The sequence below is a fragment of the Streptomyces roseofulvus genome (assembly GCF_039534915.1).
Classification (GTDB): domain Bacteria; phylum Actinomycetota; class Actinomycetes; order Streptomycetales; family Streptomycetaceae; genus Streptomyces; species Streptomyces roseofulvus.
On sequence record NZ_BAAAWE010000001.1, the window covers coordinates 7,950,731 to 7,967,657 of the forward strand.

At 71.7% G+C, this 16,927-nt stretch carries 22 protein-coding genes and 1 pseudogene; 9 read left to right on the plus strand and 14 right to left on the minus strand.

Annotation, left to right across the window (positions count from 1 at the left end; all coding sequences use genetic code 11):
* Window positions 1-217 precede the first annotated feature (217 nt).
* Window positions 218-1,450 (plus strand): hypothetical protein, encoded by a 1,233-nt coding sequence (locus tag ABFY03_RS36655; RefSeq protein WP_346172069.1) that lies wholly within the window; start codon window positions 218-220, stop codon window positions 1,448-1,450.
* Window positions 1,434-2,216, plus strand: a complete 783-nt coding sequence (locus ABFY03_RS36660; RefSeq protein WP_319012840.1) for an alpha-ketoglutarate-dependent dioxygenase AlkB — start codon at window positions 1,434-1,436, stop codon at window positions 2,214-2,216. The genes ABFY03_RS36655 and ABFY03_RS36660 overlap by 17 nt, the downstream gene beginning before the upstream one ends.
* Here the strand turns inward: ABFY03_RS36660 and ABFY03_RS36665 are convergent.
* Both ABFY03_RS36665 and ABFY03_RS36670 read right to left on the minus strand, forming a co-directional pair.
* Window positions 2,162-2,524, minus strand: coding sequence for a hypothetical protein (locus tag ABFY03_RS36665; RefSeq protein ID WP_346172070.1), 363 nt, complete (start codon window positions 2,522-2,524; stop codon window positions 2,162-2,164). The two genes, ABFY03_RS36660 and ABFY03_RS36665, sit on opposite strands and share 55 nt — an antisense overlap.
* A 129-nt stretch (window positions 2,525-2,653) precedes the next feature.
* The gene (locus ABFY03_RS36670; protein ID WP_346172071.1) at window positions 2,654-3,169 is read right to left on the minus strand and encodes a GNAT family N-acetyltransferase; all 516 of its coding nucleotides are present in this window, start codon (window positions 3,167-3,169) and stop codon (window positions 2,654-2,656) included.
* 132 nt (window positions 3,170-3,301) lie between these two features.
* On the opposite strand from ABFY03_RS36670, the gene ABFY03_RS36675 reads away from it, so the two are divergent.
* Window positions 3,302-3,739: a VOC family protein gene (locus ABFY03_RS36675; protein ID WP_319012843.1), complete on the plus strand. Its 438-nt coding sequence runs from the start codon at window positions 3,302-3,304 to the stop codon at window positions 3,737-3,739.
* 21 nt (window positions 3,740-3,760) lie between these two features.
* On the opposite strand, the gene ABFY03_RS36680 is transcribed toward ABFY03_RS36675, so the two are convergent.
* Window positions 3,761-4,357: a TetR/AcrR family transcriptional regulator gene (locus ABFY03_RS36680; protein ID WP_346172072.1), complete on the minus strand. Its 597-nt coding sequence runs from the start codon at window positions 4,355-4,357 to the stop codon at window positions 3,761-3,763.
* A 63-nt stretch (window positions 4,358-4,420) separates the two neighbouring features.
* On the opposite strand from ABFY03_RS36680, the gene ABFY03_RS36685 reads away from it, so the two are divergent.
* Complete coding sequence (locus ABFY03_RS36685; RefSeq protein WP_346172073.1) at window positions 4,421-5,299, plus strand: SDR family oxidoreductase; 879 nt, start codon at window positions 4,421-4,423, stop codon at window positions 5,297-5,299.
* Window positions 5,300-5,419: 120 nt separating this feature from the next.
* On the opposite strand, the gene ABFY03_RS36690 is transcribed toward ABFY03_RS36685, so the two are convergent.
* Window positions 5,420-5,995 carry a hypothetical protein gene (locus tag ABFY03_RS36690; RefSeq protein ID WP_319012846.1) on the minus strand — a complete coding sequence of 192 codons (576 nt, stop codon included), beginning with the start codon at window positions 5,993-5,995 and terminating at the stop codon, window positions 5,420-5,422.
* A gap of 69 nt (window positions 5,996-6,064) precedes the next feature.
* Complete coding sequence (locus tag ABFY03_RS36695) at window positions 6,065-7,198, minus strand: MFS transporter (protein WP_346172366.1); 1,134 nt, start codon at window positions 7,196-7,198, stop codon at window positions 6,065-6,067.
* On the opposite strand from ABFY03_RS36695, the gene ABFY03_RS36700 reads away from it, so the two are divergent.
* Entirely contained in the window at window positions 7,083-7,325 is a 243-nt protein-coding gene (locus ABFY03_RS36700) for a hypothetical protein (RefSeq protein WP_319012907.1), read from the plus strand. The two genes, ABFY03_RS36695 and ABFY03_RS36700, sit on opposite strands and share 116 nt — an antisense overlap.
* 48 nt (window positions 7,326-7,373) lie before the next feature.
* Here ABFY03_RS36700 and ABFY03_RS36705 read toward each other — a convergent pair whose 3' ends face one another.
* Window positions 7,374-7,730 carry a hypothetical protein gene (locus ABFY03_RS36705; RefSeq protein WP_346172074.1) on the minus strand — a complete coding sequence of 119 codons (357 nt, stop codon included), beginning with the start codon at window positions 7,728-7,730 and terminating at the stop codon, window positions 7,374-7,376.
* A 131-nt stretch (window positions 7,731-7,861) separates the two neighbouring features.
* Here ABFY03_RS36705 and ABFY03_RS36710 point away from each other — a divergent pair, with 131 nt between their 5' ends.
* Window positions 7,862-8,578 (plus strand): hypothetical protein, encoded by a 717-nt coding sequence (locus ABFY03_RS36710; RefSeq protein WP_346172075.1) that lies wholly within the window; start codon window positions 7,862-7,864, stop codon window positions 8,576-8,578.
* 235 nt (window positions 8,579-8,813) lie between these two features.
* On the opposite strand, the pseudogene ABFY03_RS36715 reads toward ABFY03_RS36710, so the two are convergent.
* Window positions 8,814-9,685 (minus strand): annotated as a pseudogene (locus ABFY03_RS36715) (ABC transporter permease); the annotation flags it as partial.
* 95 nt (window positions 9,686-9,780) lie between these two features.
* Here ABFY03_RS36715 and ABFY03_RS36720 point away from each other — a divergent pair.
* A complete protein-coding gene (locus tag ABFY03_RS36720) occupies window positions 9,781-10,476 on the plus strand; it encodes an esterase/lipase family protein (protein WP_319012849.1) in 696 nt (231 codons plus the stop codon).
* Between the two features lie 91 nt (window positions 10,477-10,567).
* On the opposite strand, the gene ABFY03_RS36725 is transcribed toward ABFY03_RS36720, so the two are convergent.
* The 3 genes from ABFY03_RS36725 to wrbA form a co-directional block, all read right to left on the minus strand.
* Window positions 10,568-11,041, minus strand: coding sequence for an allene oxide cyclase barrel-like domain-containing protein (locus ABFY03_RS36725; RefSeq protein ID WP_346172076.1), 474 nt, complete (start codon window positions 11,039-11,041; stop codon window positions 10,568-10,570).
* Window positions 11,042-11,081: 40 nt separating this feature from the next.
* Complete coding sequence (locus ABFY03_RS36730; RefSeq protein ID WP_346172077.1) at window positions 11,082-11,525, minus strand: YybH family protein; 444 nt, start codon at window positions 11,523-11,525, stop codon at window positions 11,082-11,084.
* An 80-nt stretch (window positions 11,526-11,605) separates the two neighbouring features.
* Complete coding sequence (wrbA, locus tag ABFY03_RS36735; RefSeq protein ID WP_346172078.1) at window positions 11,606-12,214, minus strand: NAD(P)H:quinone oxidoreductase; 609 nt, start codon at window positions 12,212-12,214, stop codon at window positions 11,606-11,608.
* Between the two features lie 150 nt (window positions 12,215-12,364).
* Here wrbA and sigJ point away from each other — a divergent pair, with 150 nt between their 5' ends.
* Window positions 12,365-13,315, plus strand: coding sequence for an RNA polymerase sigma factor SigJ (sigJ, locus tag ABFY03_RS36740; RefSeq protein WP_346172079.1), 951 nt, complete (start codon window positions 12,365-12,367; stop codon window positions 13,313-13,315).
* Between the two features lie 257 nt (window positions 13,316-13,572).
* Window positions 13,573-14,472: a LysR family transcriptional regulator gene (locus tag ABFY03_RS36745; RefSeq protein WP_346172080.1), complete on the plus strand. Its 900-nt coding sequence runs from the start codon at window positions 13,573-13,575 to the stop codon at window positions 14,470-14,472.
* Window position 14,473: 1 nt separating this feature from the next.
* Here ABFY03_RS36745 and ABFY03_RS36750 read toward each other — a convergent pair whose 3' ends face one another.
* From ABFY03_RS36750 to ABFY03_RS36765, 4 genes are all read right to left on the minus strand, one after another.
* On the minus strand, window positions 14,474-14,905 hold the full coding sequence (locus tag ABFY03_RS36750; RefSeq protein ID WP_346172081.1) for an alpha/beta fold hydrolase: 432 nt from the start codon (window positions 14,903-14,905) through the stop codon (window positions 14,474-14,476).
* Window positions 14,863-15,141 (minus strand): alpha/beta fold hydrolase, encoded by a 279-nt coding sequence (locus ABFY03_RS36755; protein ID WP_346172082.1) that lies wholly within the window; start codon window positions 15,139-15,141, stop codon window positions 14,863-14,865. The genes ABFY03_RS36750 and ABFY03_RS36755 overlap by 43 nt, the downstream gene beginning before the upstream one ends.
* On the minus strand, window positions 15,141-16,082 hold the full coding sequence (locus ABFY03_RS36760) for an NADP-dependent oxidoreductase (protein WP_346172367.1): 942 nt from the start codon (window positions 16,080-16,082) through the stop codon (window positions 15,141-15,143). Before ABFY03_RS36760 ends, ABFY03_RS36755 begins: the two co-directional genes overlap by 1 nt.
* Before the next feature lie 166 nt (window positions 16,083-16,248).
* The gene (locus ABFY03_RS36765; RefSeq protein ID WP_346172083.1) at window positions 16,249-16,863 is read right to left on the minus strand and encodes a YdeI/OmpD-associated family protein; all 615 of its coding nucleotides are present in this window, start codon (window positions 16,861-16,863) and stop codon (window positions 16,249-16,251) included.
* Between the last annotated feature and the right edge of the window lie 64 nt (window positions 16,864-16,927).

The following is a 16,927-nucleotide window of genomic DNA, read 5'->3' on the forward strand; positions in this document are numbered from 1 at the left end:
CCCTCCTGCTCCACACGAGCGACAGCGCGTCTGACCGTCGGCCGGTCGGTCCGCGGGGCGGGGCAGCCGGGTGTGGCCGTGCGGCCGCGGAATTCGTTGCCCGGTCGTCGCGCCGCGTGAGAACATCGAGGTCAACCGGTCCGTCCCCTCTGGGGGCGGGCCGTTGGCCTGTCGGCACTACTGGCCATCCACCACGACCGCAAGGGGCGGGCAGCGCGTGAGGCACGGAGCGGAATCGACGGAAGCCCGCATCGAGGACGCGGACAGCATCCTGGTCGCCCCTGCGGCGCTGCACGGGACCGCCGCGGTGAGGGACTTCTTCGGGACGGTGATCACGCCGGAGGAACTGGCCTCCGGCACGCTCGACCTCGCGCGGAAGACGGTCTACCTGTGCGGCGACATCGCCGACTACGAGGGACGTCGACTGGACTCCGCCGCAAGGGTGTTCGTGGTCGATGAACGCGCGCACGGTCGTCGCGGGGACGAGGGCGCCCCTTGGCCCGTCGTCGGGCTCGGCCGAGTCCCGGTCCGCGTCCACGGCGTCGGCGTGTACTACCCCCGCTTCTTCGGGAGCGGCACCGATCACTTCGGACGGATCAGCGCGGAGCACACGTTCCAGTCCCTGACCGAGTCCACCAAGCCGGGGACGGCCCACCGCAGCGGCATCTACCTGACCCCCGTCGAAGAGGACGGCGACGAGCTGCACTTCCGCCTGCTGCGGTGCTCCACGAACCTCTCGGGCCCGACCGAAGGCTTCGGCCCGACGGACACGCGCATCGTCGAGGAGCTCAACCGCGAGGCCGCCGCCGTCTTCCGCGACCAGGCGCCGCTCAACCACGTCCTCGCCCAGATCTACCACAACACCCTCGCCACGCCGGAGCGGAAGCAGTCCAAGGCCAGGATCTCGGCTCACGCCGACAAGACGAAGGACATGCCGGCCAACGGCATCATGGCCTTCTGCACGTTCTACGACGGCCTCGACAAGCTACAGCCGCTGGCGGACGACCCCTTCGACTACGGCGTGAGGGGCGTCAGCGGACTGACCAGACTCCACTTCCGCCGCAAGGACCGCACCGGAGCACTCGACGGGACCCGGCTCCCCGAGCAGTTCACCGTGACGCTCCACCCCGGCTCCGTCTTCTTCATGCCGCTGTCCACCAACCGCCTGTACACCCACGAGATCCGCCCCTCGGCGTTGGACGCCGAGTCGATCCCCACCCGGCTGGGATACGTCGTGCGCTGTTCGCGCACCGAAGCCGTGCACAAGGACGGCCAGACCTTCCTCAAGCTGGCCGGAGACCTGGTGAAGCTGGAACCGCCCACACCGGCCGGCATGGACGAGCTCCGCAGGCTCTACGCGGAGGAGAACAGGACCTCGTCCTTCATCGACTACGGCGACGCCTTCCTCTTCAGCATGAACACGGGAGACTACCGTGCCCCCCGCGTCTGAGGTCCCGGACGAGATCATCGCGTGCACGCTGCCGGCCGACGGGGAGGGGGACCCCTTCACCGAACTGATGGCGTCGGCGCACCTGGAAGACCTGGGCAAGGGCCGGACGGGCGCCGTGCTGAGCAGGATCGACGCATCCGGCGGTGTGCCCCTCGTCCGTACCACCACGCGCTACGCCGGACCGGCACAGCGCTTCCAGCCGCTGCACGAGCGACTGGCGGCACGCGTCCAGGAGCGGGCGGCGATCCCTGTCTCCTTCAACAACGCCCTGATGGAGTGCTACACGAACGCCTACAAGAGGATGGGAGGCCACTCCGACCAGGCCCTGGACCTGGCCGAGGACTCGTTCATCGCCGTGTACTCCTGCTACCGGCATCCCGAAGCGAGCCCGCAGCGGAAGCTGATCTTCGAGCCGAAGGGCTCCGCCGACGAGCGGTACGAGATCTCACTGACCCACCACAGCGTCGTCGCCTTCTCCGTCGAAGCGAACCGGCGGTTCCGGCACCGAATCGTGTGGGACCCGCCCGCCGCCGCGCGGGAGCCCGACAACCCCTGGCTGGGCGTCACCTTCCGCACGTCGAAGACCACGGTCCGGTTCGTGGACGGACACGTCTCCCTCCCGCAGGGCGTGCGCCTGACACTGGCGGACGACGAGCAGGCGCGCGCGTTCTATCGCCTGCGGCGACGCGAGAACGACGAGACGGACTTCACCTACCCGCCGCTCTCGTACACCGTCAGTGAGAGCGATCTGATGCCGCCCGCATGACGGGGCCCGGGCGCCGTTTCGGGGGCGCGCCACGGCGTGCCCAGGGTGGCCAGTGCGGTGTGGAGGAGGAAGGATTCGGCGCGGTCCCAGGGCCAGCCGTTCTCAACGACCAGGGTGCGCCAGCCGCCGGGGCCGAACCAGAACCACAGGAGGTCCGCCGTCTCCTCCTCCGGGCGGTCCGCAGGTGCGAGGGCGTGCAGGTGGTGCGCGGCGGTGCGGAGGGCGGCGCGGTAGTCGGCGGTCGCACGCTCCCACAGGGGCTCGCCGTCCTCGTGCGACGGCAGCGCCTTGTGGATCGCCTCGTGCACGTGGGACTCGCTCTCGTTCCCCGACCGGGTGCCACGGGCGAGGGCCCTGAGCGCCGACTCCAGGTCCGGCGCGGCGGCCGGCGCGCACGCGCACGGACGCGGCTGAGCCCGGGACCGGTCCCGTGGGCCCTACTCGTACGACACGTCAGGGGCCTGCCGGATCATCCGCATGAGACCCGCATCGCTCGCGAAGCCGAACTCCTCGTACAACGGCGCCGCTTCCTCGCTGGCGTGGAGTTCGAACAGCGTGACGCCGTCCTGCCACAGGTGCTCCACCAGCGCGGACACGACCGCCCGAGCGTACCCGCGGCGCCGGTAGGCGGGTTCGGTGGCGACGGCGTGGACGCGGGCGGCCAGCCCGCGGGGATAGCCGGGACCCGGCAGGACCCGATGGGTCAGTGCGAGAGCGCAGGCGGCGAGCCCGCCGCCAGGCGCGTCGACGACGAAGGCGCGGGCATCCCCGGCCGGCCCGAGCCTCCCGGCCAGGTGCTCACGGCAGACGTCGAGCCATGCCTCCCCCAGAGGCTGGGACAGGACGTACGCGGAACGCAGCCTGGCGATCTCGCCGGCATCGGCCGGGACGGCCGGCCGGACCGGGCGGGTGGAAGGGGAGGGGGCTGCGGAGGGGCCGGAGGAGCGGGGCATCGAGGGGCCTCCTGAGGGGGTCGGCGTGGGGGTCGGCGCGGGGGTCGCCTGGAGTGTCGAGCGCGAGCAGGCGGCCGCGTCCTCGGTATACCAGTGCTCTCGAAGACCGCGCTCGCCAGAGGGAGAACCGTCATGACGCTTCAGCGCATGGACAACGTCGGCATCGTCGTCGAGGACCTGGACGCCGCCATCGCCTTCTTCTCCGAGCTGGGGATGGAAGTCGAAGGGAGGATGCGGATCGAAGGACTCTTCGCGGATCAGGCGGTCGGACTCGACGGCGTCCGGAGCGAGATCGCGATGATGCGGACGCCGGACGGCCACGGCAAGCTGGAGCTCGCGCAGTACCACGCTCCCGCGGCGATCGGCGGGGGAGCGCACCACCCGCCGAACACCCTGGGCCTGCACCGGGTCATGTTCGCCGTCGACGACATCGACGACACCCTCACCCGCCTGCGTTCCCACGGCGCCGAACTGCTCGGCCAAGTGGCCCGCTACGAGGACGTCTACCGTCTCTGCTATCTCCGCGGCCCCTCGGGCATCATCCTCGCCCTGGCGGAACGCATCGGCTGAAACGCCCCGGGCTCTCCGCTCTCACCCCAACTGCTCGAACGCCACATCGGCATCGGCGACGGCCTCGGGGTGGACGTCGACGGCGGTCCGGCCGTCGGCGATCTTCTGCCAGTTGGTCCGGGCGAGCACCCGCTGGACGGCGAGCACCTGCGCGGCTCGCAGGCGCGCCTGGATGCCGTCGCCGAGGGCATCCGCCAGAGCCTCCTCGTCCTCGAGCTGGTACTGCGTGAGCCGTGCGGCCAGGCTCGGCGTGGCGAACACCAGCCGGTGGAACGCCACCACCTCGGGATGGTCGTTGAGACCGGTGACGGGATCGAAGCGGTCGAGCCCGGCCCGGAAGTGCCGGTGCAGCGCCGTCACCGGCCCGGCGTCGGGCGCACGGTCCCGTACGACCCGCGCGGCCTCGCCCTGGTGGTCCGCGAACCGGTGCAGCACGAGGTCTTCCTTGCTGGGGAAGTACCGGAAGAGGGTCGGTTTCGAGACCTCGGCGGCCGCGGCGATCTCGTTGACCGAGACCCCGTCGAAGCCTCGCTCCAGGAACAGCGCGACGGCCGCGTCGCCGATGGCGTCACGCGTCCGCTCCTTCTTCCGGTCCCGCAGTCGCGTCGGCTCGCTCATCTGCCCACCGTAACATTTTTTACCGGGTTGCATTTTTAACCGAGTAACGTTTTCATGGCCGGCATGCAGCAGACAGACACCTCTCCCGCGCTGGTCACCGGCGCGACGGGCCGGGTCGGCCGCCTCGTCGTCGACCGACTCCTCGACGCCGGCGTACCCGTCCGCGCCCTCGTCCGCCGTCCCGAGGCCGCGGCGCTGTTCCCGCCGAAGGTCGAGGTCGTCACCGGCGACCTCACCGCGCCCGAGACGCTCGACCCGGCGCTGAAGGGCGCACGTGCGGTCTTCCTCGTCTGGACCGCCCCGCCTCGGACCACCGAGGCGGTCGTCGAACGACTCGCGGCCCACGTGCGGCAGGTCGTCTTCCTCTCCTCCCCGCACCAGACGCCCCACCCCTTCTTCCAGCAGCCCAATCCCCTCAAGGCGCTGCACGCCGACATCGAGCGCCTCCTGGCGGCCGCCGATCTCAGGACGACGCTCCTCCGGCCGGGCATGTTCGCGTCGAACGCCCTGGCCTGGTGGGCACCCGCCATCCAGGCCGGCGACGTCGTGCGGTGGCCCCATGGCGCCGCCGAGTCGGCCCCGATCGACGACCGCGACATCGCGGCCGTAGCGGCACGCACGCTCGGCGACGACACCTACGCCGGAGGCGACTACGTCCTCACGGGCCCCGAATCCCTGACCCAGGCGGCGCAGTTGGACGTCATCGGCGACGCCCTGGGACGCCGGATCGCCTTCGAGGAGATCACACCGGACGCGTTTCGAAGCCTGTGGCAGGGCACGGCCCCCGGCGCGGCGATCGACATGCTGCTCGCCGCCTGGAGCGCGGCCGTCGGCCGGCCCGCGTACCTGACCACCGCGGTGTCCGACATCCTCGGCACACCGCCACGAACGTTCCGCCGGTGGGCCGTCGACCACGCCACGGCCTTCACACAGCGCCTCTGAGTCACTTCGCCGCCGCGTCCGGTGCACCGGGGCTCACGCGGGGCGTCGTCCACGTGAGGCCCGGTGAGCGGGGAGCGCGGCGAGGACGGCGAGGACGGCGAGGCGACAGTAGACGGTTGCTCAGAGTTTGCCTTGCACGAGAACCGTGCGATGCCCCCCGAGCGCGCGGGAGAGACCTTCGAGGAACGCGGGACTGACGTCGGGCCAGTCCCAGAACACGAAACCGAGATACCCGAAGGCGAAGTAGTCATCCGACCAGGTCCACGCGGCCAGGTCGGCAGAGCGCCGGCAGTGCGCGCAGGCGACGGCCGCGCTGCCTGTGTCGCTCCAGGCGTCGATGGCCTCACCGAACGGCTCCCACGCGCCTTCGATCTCCTCCAGCCGGTCGGTGTAGAAGTCCGCCCGCCCGGCACAGTGGGGACACACCGCGAACATGGGCTCGCCCTGACCGCAGCTGAAGACGCTGCGGCCGGTCTCGATCGCGAGTCCGTCGCTGGGCTCCCAGTCCTCCTGGCCGACCGCCTTGGCCCAGGAGGGACCAGGCGCATGCCCGGACGGTGCCCCGAGCACACAGTCGGTGAGCTCGGCCCGCACGATCCCCTCCCTGACCAGCCAGTCGCGTCCGATGTCTGCCAGGGTCCGGGCGTCCGCCTGCGTCGCGTCGAGGTCGACGACGGTCTGAAAGTAGATCCCCATGAGGGAAGACTAGGACGGCGGCCGTGCGCCACGCGCCGCGGGGATCGGCTGCGCCTCATGGGGTTGTGGCTATGAAGCCTCGGGCCACGCGAGCCTCCGTGCCCGGTGGGCCCCGGTCGCGAGCACCATCAGGACGGCCGCAAGGCCGCCCAGCGTCATGACCGTCGACGGCGAGGAGCGATCGAGGACGGTCCCTCCGGCCAGGGCTCCGATGGAGATGGTCGCCTGGAACGAGGCGGTGAAGAGGACGGAGGACGCCTCGGGGGCGCCGGGCGCGGCCTTGGCGAACCACGTCTGCGAGCAGACCGGGACGGCCCCGTAGGCAGCACCCCAGACGATCAGCAGCGCCAGCGCCCCCACCTTCGAACCGCCGAGAACGGGCAGGAGCAGGGTCGCACCGGCGATCGACGCGCCGACCGCGGCGAAGGTGGCCCGCGGATGGCGTCCCACCCAGGATCCTCCGACGAAGTTGCCGGCGATGCCGGCCGCCCCGTAGATGAGCAGAGAGACCGTGAGGAGGCCCGAACCCACGTGGGTCACCTGCTCCAGGAAGGGAGCGACGTACGTGTACGTGCCGAAGTGAGCGAGCACGATGAGGAAGGTGGTCACCAGGGCGAAGCGGGTGTGGACGTTCCGGAGCATGCCGCCGAGGAGGTCGAGCCGTGTCGACCGGTGGGAGGGGAGCGGCGGGACGACCGCGAGCAGCAGGGCGAGGACGGCCAGCGTGAAGCCGCCCACGGCGAGGAAAGCCGTCCGCCAGCCCGCGATGTCCCCGATGAACGTGCCCAGCGGTACCCCGAGGACGGAGCCGAGCGGGACCGCGGAGAAGATCACCGCGGTCGCGCGGCCCACAGACGCGGCAGGCACCAACTGGCCGGCGAGTCCGGCTCCGATGGACCAGAACCCGCCGATGGTGACCCCCACCATGACGCGGGAGATCAGGACGGTCCCATAGCCCGACGCGACGGCGGCCAGGAAGTTGGCCAGCGCCAGCAGGAGGAGGAACGCGCCCAGCATGATCCGTCGGTCGACACGCCCTGTGGCCACGGTGACCAGAGGGGCGGAGATCGCGGCCAGGAATCCGGGCATGGTCATCATGAGGCCGGCCATTCCGTCGGAGACGGTGAAACTCGATCCGATCGACGTGAGCAGCCCGATGGGGAGAATTTCCGTGGTGACGATGGAGAAGATCCCCGCCGTCACCGAAAGGACAGCCAGCCAGGAAAGCAGGGGAGAGCGGTCCGGCGGTACGGAGGTGGAGGAAAGGGAGGAAGTGGTGGCTGCAGACATGAGTCCTGTCCTGAACGGGGCATCACAGGGGGGAAGGTGACTTCCAGTCCAGCAGGAAAGGGCACCGGCCTCTGGCGGATTTTCGACATCAACGAGGCCGAGTACTGAGGAACCGCTGTGCGGCCTCGACCGCTGCCCTCTTGAGTTCCTCGACGGAGACTCCCCAGCTCTCCTCCCACGAGGCGAGGTCCCGCGCGCACCGGACGAGGGGTTCGAGTTCCCTGGGGTGGCCGAGGTCATCGGCGATGTCGGCGTGGATGCGGTGAGCGCCGACGGCGGCATCCAGTGACCCGTCGGAGATCTGACCGGCGATCCAGTAGGCCAACGCCCATTTCACGGCGCGCGGGTCCGAGGGCGGGTGGAGGAGCAGCCCCAATTCGTCGAGCACCTGGTCGAAGAGGTGCGGGGCCTCGGGTTCCTCGCTGCGCAGGAGCCCGGCCAGCAAGGCCAGGGAGGGGCTGTCGACGCCGGCGATCAGGGCGTCCAGACCAGCCGCTGCAGGGCGTCGCCGCGGGTCATCGCCGTCTTCTCGGAATCCTCGGGTGTGTTGGGGGGGTCTGGGAGATGATCTCCGGCATGGCTGAGGGCATGGAGGCGGGAGTGGGGCCGGCGGCGCGGGACGACGGTGCCGCGGGCTGGCGCGCCCGGTTGGGCTGGGCCTTCGGCCTCGTATCCGACGACCCCGGGGAGCGAACGGCTGCCCTGGCGCATCTGGACGGGGCCAGGAAGAACGTGCGGGCGGCTTGTGACCGCATGAACGAACTGTGGCACCTCACCAGCCCCCTCGGGCCGGAAGAGCAGTACAGGGAGCCGGCCTTCGGGCGGGCGCGCGAGGTGTACAGGGACATGTGCGACCGTTCCCTGCCCGAAGCGCTGTGGGTCGGCGGGGACGCCCTCGGGCCGAGGCTTCCCTATGCGCTGCTCTTTCTGGAATGGGAGGCTCGGTTTCCCCGCGAGTGGACACGGCATGCGAAGGAATGGGGCACGAAGCAGTCGCTCATCCGTCACGTCGCCGCAGTCGACCACGATCCGCCGACGCGGGCGAAACTCGTCGACCTTGTCGAGGTCGTCGTCCATCGGGCCCACCGCTGCAAGGACCGCGAGTACGTGCGCGTCGCGCGAGCGGTCGACGGCGAGGACCTCCGCCGCAGGCTCGACGGGGCCGCGGCCTCCGACAACCCATGGGCCCGACTGCACGCCGGCTACGTCCTCCGGCTTCTCGATCAACCCGAGGTGCCGAACACCCGGCACGTCTGGCGCACCTGGATCCGGGACGCGTCCGAGACACCGTGAGTCCTCCCCGGCCCGCGGGCAGTTTGGGCCGCTCGCACACGCCGAAGGGAAAGGGGGTACGGCCGGCGTGCGCCTCGTGAGGAGAGGGTGCGGCGACGGCCGGACGGTGACGCAGGAGGTGGGTGCCGCGGCGATCAGCGGGTGGTGCGGCCGCCGTTGAGAAAGAGCGTCCGGCCGTTGGCCCGCCGGCCGTCGAGCAGCAGGTGGCGGACCCACGGCACGATGTCGGCCAGCCCGCCGCCAGGGCCGAGGTCGGCGACGGGCGGGAGGCCCGGACCGCCGGATAGAGGCCGGCGACCGTACCCATCGCCAGGGTCGCGGCCAAGCCCGCACCCGCCGCCCACGGCGGGACCACCCAGGGCAACCCACCGATGGCCGCGTACGCACCCGTCGCCGCCGCGCCCAGTGCCACTCCGGCGACACCTCCGAGGCCGGACAGCATCAGGGACTCCGTGACGAACTGGATCCGGATCTGGCCGCGCGTCGCCCCGAGCGAGCGGCGGAGGCCGATCTCGTGGCGGCGTTCGAGGACCGAGATGATCACTGTGTTGGCGACGCCGACACCGCCCACGAGCAGGGCGATCCCGCCGAGCCCCAGGAGCGGCGTGGAGAAGGCCCCCTCGGTCGCCGTCTTCGCCTTCAGCGCCTCGGACGGGTCGCTCACCGCGACGTTCTGCGGGTTCCGCGGGGCGATCGTCGGGGCGAGAAGCCGCTGGACCTGGCGGGGACGGAGGTGTCCGTGGACCGCTCGTACACCGCCGTGGGGTGGCCGTCGAAGCCGAGGAGCCGCTGGGCGCTCTCCCAGCCGACGAGGGCCGAGCGCTCGATCTCAGGGGCGAGCGGGAGCGGGTCGAGGATGCCGACGACGGTGATGTACCGGTCGTCGATCCAGACCTGCCGGCCCAGCCGGTCGATGCCGAGGTGTTCGGCGGCGACGTGGCCGACGACCACGGCCGGACAGCGGCCGTTGGCCGCGGTCAGCCAGGTGCCGGACGCCGTCGGGCCGCGGAGCACGGCGAGGAGACCCTCCGGCGTCGCCGCCTTCACGGCGGTGCCGCCGGTCTCCTCCTCCGGGATCATCTGCGAGCGGCGCACGGAGTGCCGCAGGTGGTGGGCGGGGAAGGGGTTTGAGTGAACTGTCGGTGCGTCAGATAAGGGGGAGACCCGCGCCCCGTCCCACCCCCCTCATTGGAGGTCCATCCATGCGCCGCAGTGTCACCCTGCTCCTCGCCGGAGTGCTTCTCGCCGGTACGGGCGCCCTCCCCGCCACCGCGCAGGCCGCGTCCCGTGACGCCTCGGCGGGCGTGCCCCGGCCGGTCGTGTTCGTCCACGGCCGCAACGCCGGCCCCGGCGTCTGGGGGTCGCTGACGCAGCGCCTGACCGCCGCCGGGACGCCTGCCGACCGGATCTTCGCGTGGAGCTACGACTCGTCGCAGTCGACCAACGAGGTGCTGGCCGGCCGGCTCGCCGCCTACGTCGACGACGTGCTGCGGCGCACGGGGGCCGACCAGGTGGACCTCGTGGCGCACAGCCTGGGCTCGCTGCCGACGCGCTGGTACGTGAAGTACGGCGGCGCGGCCAAGGTCCGCAACTGGGTCTCGCTCGCCGGCCCCAACCACGGCACCAGCCTCGCGTGGGCCTGCGCCCTGTGGGACCAGGGCTGCCGGGACATGACGCCCGGCTCGTACGTGGTGTCCCGCCTGAACGAGGGCGACGAGACGCCGGGCGACGTCCGCTACACCACGTTCTGGTCCGCCGGCGACGGCCAGATCCTCCCCACCAGCAGTACCGCCCTGTCGGGAGCGCGCAACGTGCAGGTGGCCGACATGGGCCACAACGACCTGCTCGGCGACGCGGGCGTCGCGGAGCAGGTCCTCGCCACGCTGACCGCTCCGTGAGCCGGCCCCGCGGGAGGGCCACTCGCCCTCCCGCGGGGCGCGGTGAGTCACGATCCGGCGAGAGCCGCTCGCACGGCCTCGCCGACCGTTCTCAGCGCAGGATCTCGAGCCGGACCCGCTCGTCCGGTGTCGCGATGTCCCAGAAACGGGCGATGCCCCGCGCGTTGCGGTAGACGCCCGTACCGCCGGTGATGGCCATGTCGAGGGACGCCGTTCCCTTCGTCCACACCGACTGCAGCGTCAGGGAACCCTGTTCGACCTCCATGGTGATCAGGCACTGCGAGGTCGTCTTCTCGCCGTCAAGGTGAATCACCTGGCACTGTCCGCCGCCGCGTCCGATGCTCCGGCCGTCCTCGACGGCGGTCCCGGAGTACACGTCCATGTCGCCCAGGCTCGGCCCCGCGGGGCCGAGGTCGACGGCGGTGTACTGGTCGTTGCGGACCGCGACCTCGATGATCTCGGGCTTCTTGGGGGTCTCGGCCCCCGCGCCCTCGACCCCCCACAGGCCGACCGCGACCGCGGCGAGCGCCGCCGCGGTGAACCTCTTCCTCTTGGTGGTCGTCATCCGTGCTCCTCAGGTGAAAGATGGCTGATTGGGAAAGAAGTCAGGCGAGCTGGTCCTTGTCGGACGGGAGCCAGACCGTCATGGTGGCCGGGTCGACGGGGATCGAGATGTGCTCGTGGGTGATCGACCAGGTTCCGTTCGACCGGTGCAGGCAGACGCTCTCCCGGACCCAGATCGAGGCCTGGAGCCCACCCCTCCGCTCGCCCGAGTCGCGGTGCAGCATGTGCGCGAACGCGGTGTCCTCGCCGGTCACGAGCGTGAGGTCGTGCGTCTCCAGGCTGATCCGGCCGACGTAACCGTCGAACCAGCGCAGGAAGTTCCGCCGGATCTCGTCGGTACCGGTGAACCGCAGGGGCGGGACGACGTCGTAGTAGACGGCGTCGGCGGCGTAGAACGACATGAGGCGGTCGATGTCCTTGGCCTGCTGGGCGTCGGCGCGGCTCGCGAGCAGCGCCCGGATCTCGGACTCGTGGGTGGTGGTCATCGCGTACTCCCTCGGTGAAGGTGCGGAGGTGGGCTGGGCTTGGGCTTGGGCTTGGGCTTGGGTTCGGGGGGGGCGGGGAATCAGGCGGCGCGGCCGGCCTTGAGCGCGGCGGCGACCTCGACGACCCGGCGGGCCTGGTGGCGAGCCGCCTCCAGGCTCACCTCGCCCGGCCTCGCGTCTCCGACCACGGCCGAAGTGCCGTAGGGATTCCCCGACATGAACTGGATCGGGTCGGTGTAGCCGGGCGGCACGATGACGCCGCCCCAGTGGTAGAAGGTGTTGCCGAGGGCCAGGAGGGTCGATTCCTGCCCTCCGTGGGCGCTGTTGGAGGCGGTGAACGACGAGTACACCTTGTCCGCGAGCTTGCCCGCGAACCACAGGGGCCCGGTGCTGTCGATGAACTGCCGCAACTGGGCGGCCGGGTTGCCGAATCGGGTCGGGGTGCCGAAGAGCACCGCGTCCGCCCACTCCAGGTCGCCGTGTCCGGCCTCGGTGACCTCGGCGGTCTCCCGCTGGTGACGCGCCCAGGCCGGATGGGCGTCGATGACCTCGGGCGGGGCGGTCTCGGCCACCTTGCGGAGCCGGACCTGCGCCCCGGCCTTCCGCGCGCCCTCGACGGCGGCCTCCGCCAGGGCGTGCACGTTGCCGCTGGTGCTGTAGTAGATGACTGCGACGTTCACGGGCCGCATGCCGTTCTCCCTCCGTCTGCTTCCGTCGTGTTCCTTCACCGGGTACGACGAGACGGCCCGGCGGAATGTGAGGTGGGCCGCCGCGTCACATTCCGGGAAGCTGCCGCGTCATACCCGCGAAGGACGATCCGACCGAGGAGCCCCAGGACCATGACGCACCGTTCGACCGCGCCGCAGGACAGCCGACCGGACGCGGCGGTGAGCGGCCTCGCCGCCGAGCGCCGCCGCCTGATCAACCTCGCGTACCGGATGCTGGGCTCCCTGGCCGAGGCCGAGGACGTCGTGCAGGAGACGTACGCCCGCTGGTACGCGATGCCCCCGCGGCAACGGGACGCGGTGACGTCCCCCGGGGGATGGCTGACCAAGGTCGCCGGCCGCATCTGCCTCGACGTGCTGCGCTCGGCCCGGACGCGGCGGGAGCAGTACGTGGGGGAGTGGGTGCCCGAGCCGCTGCCGGCGCACGCCGAGTGGCCGGCCGGGGCGGCGGACGACGGCACGGCCGACCCGGCCGACCGCGTGACGCTCGACGAGTCGGTCGGCATGGCCTTCCTCGTCGTGCTCGAATCGATGACGCCGGCGGAACGCGTGGCGTTCGTCCTCCACGACGTCTTCCGGTACCCCTTCGGCGAAGTGGCCGACATCGTCGGCCGCACCCCGGCGGCCTGCCGCCAGCTCGCCTCCTCGGCCCGGCGTCGTATCGACGCCTCGCGGACTCCCGTGTCATCGAAGGCCCAACAGGCCGAAGTCGTACGTGAGTTCAAGCTGGCGTGGCAGGCCCAGGATATCGGCGCCCTCATCGGCCTGCTCGACCCCGACGCCACCGCCGTCGGAGACGGCGGCGGACTCGTCACGGCGCTGCTCCATCCGATCGAGGGCGCTGAGCGGATCGCCCGCTTCTTCGCCGACCGGACCCTCCCGGGCCGCCTCGCCGTCCAAGAGTGCACGGTCAACGGGCAGCCCGGGCTCGCCGCCCACCTGGACGGCGCCGTGGTGTCGGTGTACGCCTTCGACATCGTGGACGGCCGGATCCGGCGGATCTGGGCCGTACTCAACCCGGAGAAGCTCAGGCCGTGGAAGGAGGAGATCCCGCAGCTCGGGTAGGGGGGGGCAACCACCCGGGCCGTGGGAGGAGGAGATCCCGCGGCTCGGGCAAGGATGGCCGACCGCGCGCCGTGCTTCCCGGCCCCGAGGCTCGGCGCCCACCTTCACCCCCTCTGGGGAGGGTGGGGGGGGCACGGTTCCGCTGTCTCAGCGGGTCGGGATAGCGTGGCGCCCACGCGACCACCCTGCGGCGCCGGTCGTCACGGCGCGCTCGGAGCAGGGAGGTTCAGCGGCACGCGACGGCCGGGGGAGCGGAAGTGCTGTGGGAACGCGCGGAGGTGGAGGCCTTCCTGGCTCTGGCCGAGGACCTGCACTTCGGACGGGTCGCCGAGAGGCTCGGCCTGACGACCGGCCGGATCAGCCAGACGATCAAGAAGCTGGAACGGCGCATCGGCGCCCCGCTGTTCGAACGCACCAGCCGCCAGGTCGTGCTCACCCCGCTCGGCCGCGACCTGGCGACGGACCTCGCCCCGCTGGCCCAGGGCATGGACGAGGCGGTCCGCAGGGCGGCCGACCGCGCACGCGGCACCACCGGCCTGCTGCGGGCCGGATTCCTGGGCGCGGCGGCCGGCCAGCTCCTCCTCAAGGCGCTCGAACTGTTCGGCAAGCGCCACCCCGACTGCCGGGTGACCCTCCACGAGTGCCAGATCCAGGACGCGATGACGCGGCTGCACGGCGGTGAGCTGGACGTCCTCATCACGGCCTTCCCCGTCCCCCGGGCGATCACCGGGCCGGTCCTGCTGTCCGAGGCCCGGGTCCTGGCCGTGCCGGCCGGATCGGCGTGGGCGGCGCACGCGTCGGTGTCGATCGAGGTCCTCGCCGAGCAGCCCGTGATCCAGCTGCCGCCCGACCTGCCCCGAGAGCTGCGCCACGAACGCACGCCGCCCCGCACCCCCGCGGGCAGGCCCGTGCCACCCGGTCCGACGGCCGCCACCTTTCCCGAGGTCCTGGCCCTGGTCGCCGCGGGCGAGGGCGTCTTCCCCGTCGGCGAGCACGCCCGACGGTTCTACCCGCGCCCCGACGTCGCCTACGTGGCGTTGAACGACGCCGCCCCTGTCCAGTGGGGCCCGGTGTGGCTGGAGAGCAACACCAGCACGCGGCTGCGCGCGTTCGTCCAGGCCGCCACCGACGCCCATGCGGACGACCGCACCCCCTGAGTCAACCCGTGCTCCCGACGAGGATGGTGAGGAGCTCCTCGGGAGCGTCACGCATGACGTTGTGCCCCGAGTGCACCGCGTGGACCCGCCAGGAGGAGTCGGCCAGCAGGCGCCGGTACACGGGCTCGAACGGGGAGGGCGTGGGCCACCCGGTCGCGTACACGTAGTCCTTGCGGTCGATCGCCGACAGGTCGCCCCGCAGGCGGACGGCCTGGAGCAGGGACGCCAGAGGGTGGGGCGTGGCCCGCCCGTCGAAGAAGGGCAGGGGAGCACTGGAGTAGCCGGTCCGGCCCGCGCCGTCGAGGTACCACGCGCGCTCCCGCTCCGTGACCAGGGACCAGCACGAGTCGCCGTCCTGGGGCACGACGGCGTCGACGTACACCAGACCGCTCACCCGTTCGGGGACCCGGTCGGCGACTCCGGTGATGACCATGCCCCCGTAGCTGTGTCCAGGACGGCGTCGGTGATCTGAGCGTCCTCCAGCAGGCTCAGCACGTCCTGCAGGTGGGTGTCCAGATTGACGGTGCCGGTGAGCAGGTGCTTGCGCTCGCCGACGCCGGTCAGGGTGAGAGCGTGCGCCGCGTGGCCGTGCGCGCGAAGTCCTCGGGCCAGCGGCTGGAAGGTCCAGGCGCCGTGCCAGGCGCCGGGGACCAGGACGAAGGTGGCCATCAGCCGTGTTCCACGGTCAGGACGACCTTGCCACGGGTGCCGCCGCGCTGAATCAAGTCGTGGGCCTCGGCGGCCTGTTCCAGCGGCAGGGAGGCCGAGACCTCGGGGCGCAGCGAGCCGGCCTCGACCAGCGAGGCGAGCTGCCGCAGTCCTTCCCCGTGGGCTTCGACGATCATGAACTGGCTGCGCAGCCCGAGGGGCCGCGCCGCGTCGGCGAGCGACGCTTCGGCGGGGGACGCGAGCGACACGACGATGCCTCCGGGGCGCAGGGTCTTCAGCGAGCGCGGCCCGTACGCCCCGCCGACCGTGTCGACGACGACGTCGATCTCGCGGGCCGCGTCGGTGAAGTCGGTCTCGGTGTAGTCGATGACCTCGTCGGCGCCCAGGCCGCGGACGAAGGCGTGGTTGGCCGATCGGGCGGTGCCGATGACATGGGCGCCCCGCGCCTTGGCGATCTGCACGGCCAGGTGCCCGACTCCGCCCGCCGCCGCGTGGATCAGCACCCGCTGCCCGGGCCGGACGTCGGCCGTGTCGACCAGCGCCTGCCACGCGGTGAGGCCGGCCAGGGGCAAGGCGGCCGCCTGGACATGGGTGAGCCCGGACGGCTTCCGCGCCAGATGCCGCGCCGGTGAGGTGACGTACTCGGCGTAGCACCCGGCGGGCCGCGGATGGCGCGGCATGCCGAACACCTCGTCACCGGGCGCGAGGGTCGTGACGCCCGGCCCGACGGCCTCCACCACGCCCGACACGTCCCAGCCCAACCGGACGGGACGGTCACCACCGGACAGCCCGCCGCTGGAACGGTGCCACGCGTCGGTCGGGTTGACCCCGGCGGCCGCGATCCGCACGAGCACCTCGGCGGGCCCGGCCTCGGGCCGCTCCACCTCGACGATCCTCAAGACCTCGGGACCGCCGAAGCCCTCCTGGCCGATCGCCCGCATCCTCATGGTTCCTTGTTCCCCTGTCAGTGGTCGGGACGGCGTCCCGACCACTGAACCGCCCGGCCGCGCAGACCATCAAGGCACGATCGCAACAGGACCGTTGAGCGACACTCAACGACGCGCGGGCCCCGCCGCCACGGGGGTCTCACTCCGCCCCTCCGCGTAGCTACGGATACGGCTTCTCGCCCTTCGCCAGCATCGCGACGAACTTCTCGATCCGGCGCGCCCGGGTCTCCGCCCTCTTGGCGTCCTGGATCTGGTACAGGATCGCGAAGCGGTTCCGCCGGTCCAGCCTCTCGAAGAACTCCGCCGCGCCGGGAACGGCGGTCAGGGCCGCCGCGAGGTCGTCCGGCACCGTGACGGTCCTCGACCCGTCGTACGCCGCCTCCCAGCGCCCGTCCGCCTTCGCACGGTCGACCTCGGCCTGCCCCGGCGGACGCATCCGGCCCTGCTCGATCAGCACGGCCACCTTGTCCCGGTTGACCTTGGACCACCGGCTGCGCGCCGTACGCGGGGTGAACCGCTGCAGCCACCACCGGTCGTCGAACGAGCGCTTCTGGCCGTCGATCCACCCGTAACAGAGAGCCACGTCGAGCGCCTGGGCGTAGTCCAGCGCGACGATGCCGGGACCCTTCTTGCGCAACTTGAGCCAGATGCCGCGCGAGACGGCATGGTTCTCACCGAGCCACGCCTCGAACGCCTCGGCGGATGCGAATGCGACGATCTCCAAGTCCTGAGTCACCCCAGCAGCGAACCACACCGACCGACCACCAAGGGGCATGCGGGCACGGCCCGGGAGCGAGATGCCCGCACACCACCTGCTCACGGCCGCCGAGAGACCGGCA

What these genes read in the sequence shown, in the direction of transcription:
- ABFY03_RS36670 (WP_346172071.1), bottom strand. Translation starts at nt 3,169, where the DNA reads ATGCCCCGCTCCTCCGGCCCCTCCGCAGCCCCCTCCCCTTCCACCCGC.
- ABFY03_RS36675 (WP_319012843.1), top strand. Translation starts at nt 3,302, where the DNA reads ATGACGCTTCAGCGCATGGACAACGTCGGCATCGTCGTCGAGGACCTG.
- ABFY03_RS36680 (WP_346172072.1), bottom strand. Translation starts at nt 4,357, where the DNA reads ATGAGCGAGCCGACGCGACTGCGGGACCGGAAGAAGGAGCGGACGCGT.
- ABFY03_RS36685 (WP_346172073.1), top strand. Translation starts at nt 4,421, where the DNA reads ATGCAGCAGACAGACACCTCTCCCGCGCTGGTCACCGGCGCGACGGGC.
- ABFY03_RS36690 (WP_319012846.1), bottom strand. Translation starts at nt 5,995, where the DNA reads ATGGGGATCTACTTTCAGACCGTCGTCGACCTCGACGCGACGCAGGCG.
- ABFY03_RS36700 (WP_319012907.1), top strand. Translation starts at nt 7,083, where the DNA reads ATGGTCATCATGAGGCCGGCCATTCCGTCGGAGACGGTGAAACTCGAT.
- ABFY03_RS36710 (WP_346172075.1), top strand. Translation starts at nt 7,862, where the DNA reads ATGGCTGAGGGCATGGAGGCGGGAGTGGGGCCGGCGGCGCGGGACGAC.
- ABFY03_RS36720 (WP_319012849.1), top strand. Translation starts at nt 9,781, where the DNA reads ATGCGCCGCAGTGTCACCCTGCTCCTCGCCGGAGTGCTTCTCGCCGGT.
- ABFY03_RS36725 (WP_346172076.1), bottom strand. Translation starts at nt 11,041, where the DNA reads ATGACGACCACCAAGAGGAAGAGGTTCACCGCGGCGGCGCTCGCCGCG.
- ABFY03_RS36730 (WP_346172077.1), bottom strand. Translation starts at nt 11,525, where the DNA reads ATGACCACCACCCACGAGTCCGAGATCCGGGCGCTGCTCGCGAGCCGC.
- wrbA (WP_346172078.1), bottom strand. Translation starts at nt 12,214, where the DNA reads ATGCGGCCCGTGAACGTCGCAGTCATCTACTACAGCACCAGCGGCAAC.
- sigJ (WP_346172079.1), top strand. Translation starts at nt 12,365, where the DNA reads ATGACGCACCGTTCGACCGCGCCGCAGGACAGCCGACCGGACGCGGCG.
- ABFY03_RS36750 (WP_346172081.1), bottom strand. Translation starts at nt 14,905, where the DNA reads ATGGTCATCACCGGAGTCGCCGACCGGGTCCCCGAACGGGTGAGCGGT.
- ABFY03_RS36755 (WP_346172082.1), bottom strand. Translation starts at nt 15,141, where the DNA reads ATGGCCACCTTCGTCCTGGTCCCCGGCGCCTGGCACGGCGCCTGGACC.
- ABFY03_RS36760 (WP_346172367.1), bottom strand. Translation starts at nt 16,082, where the DNA reads ATGCGGGCGATCGGCCAGGAGGGCTTCGGCGGTCCCGAGGTCTTGAGG.
- ABFY03_RS36765 (WP_346172083.1), bottom strand. Translation starts at nt 16,863, where the DNA reads ATGCCCCTTGGTGGTCGGTCGGTGTGGTTCGCTGCTGGGGTGACTCAG.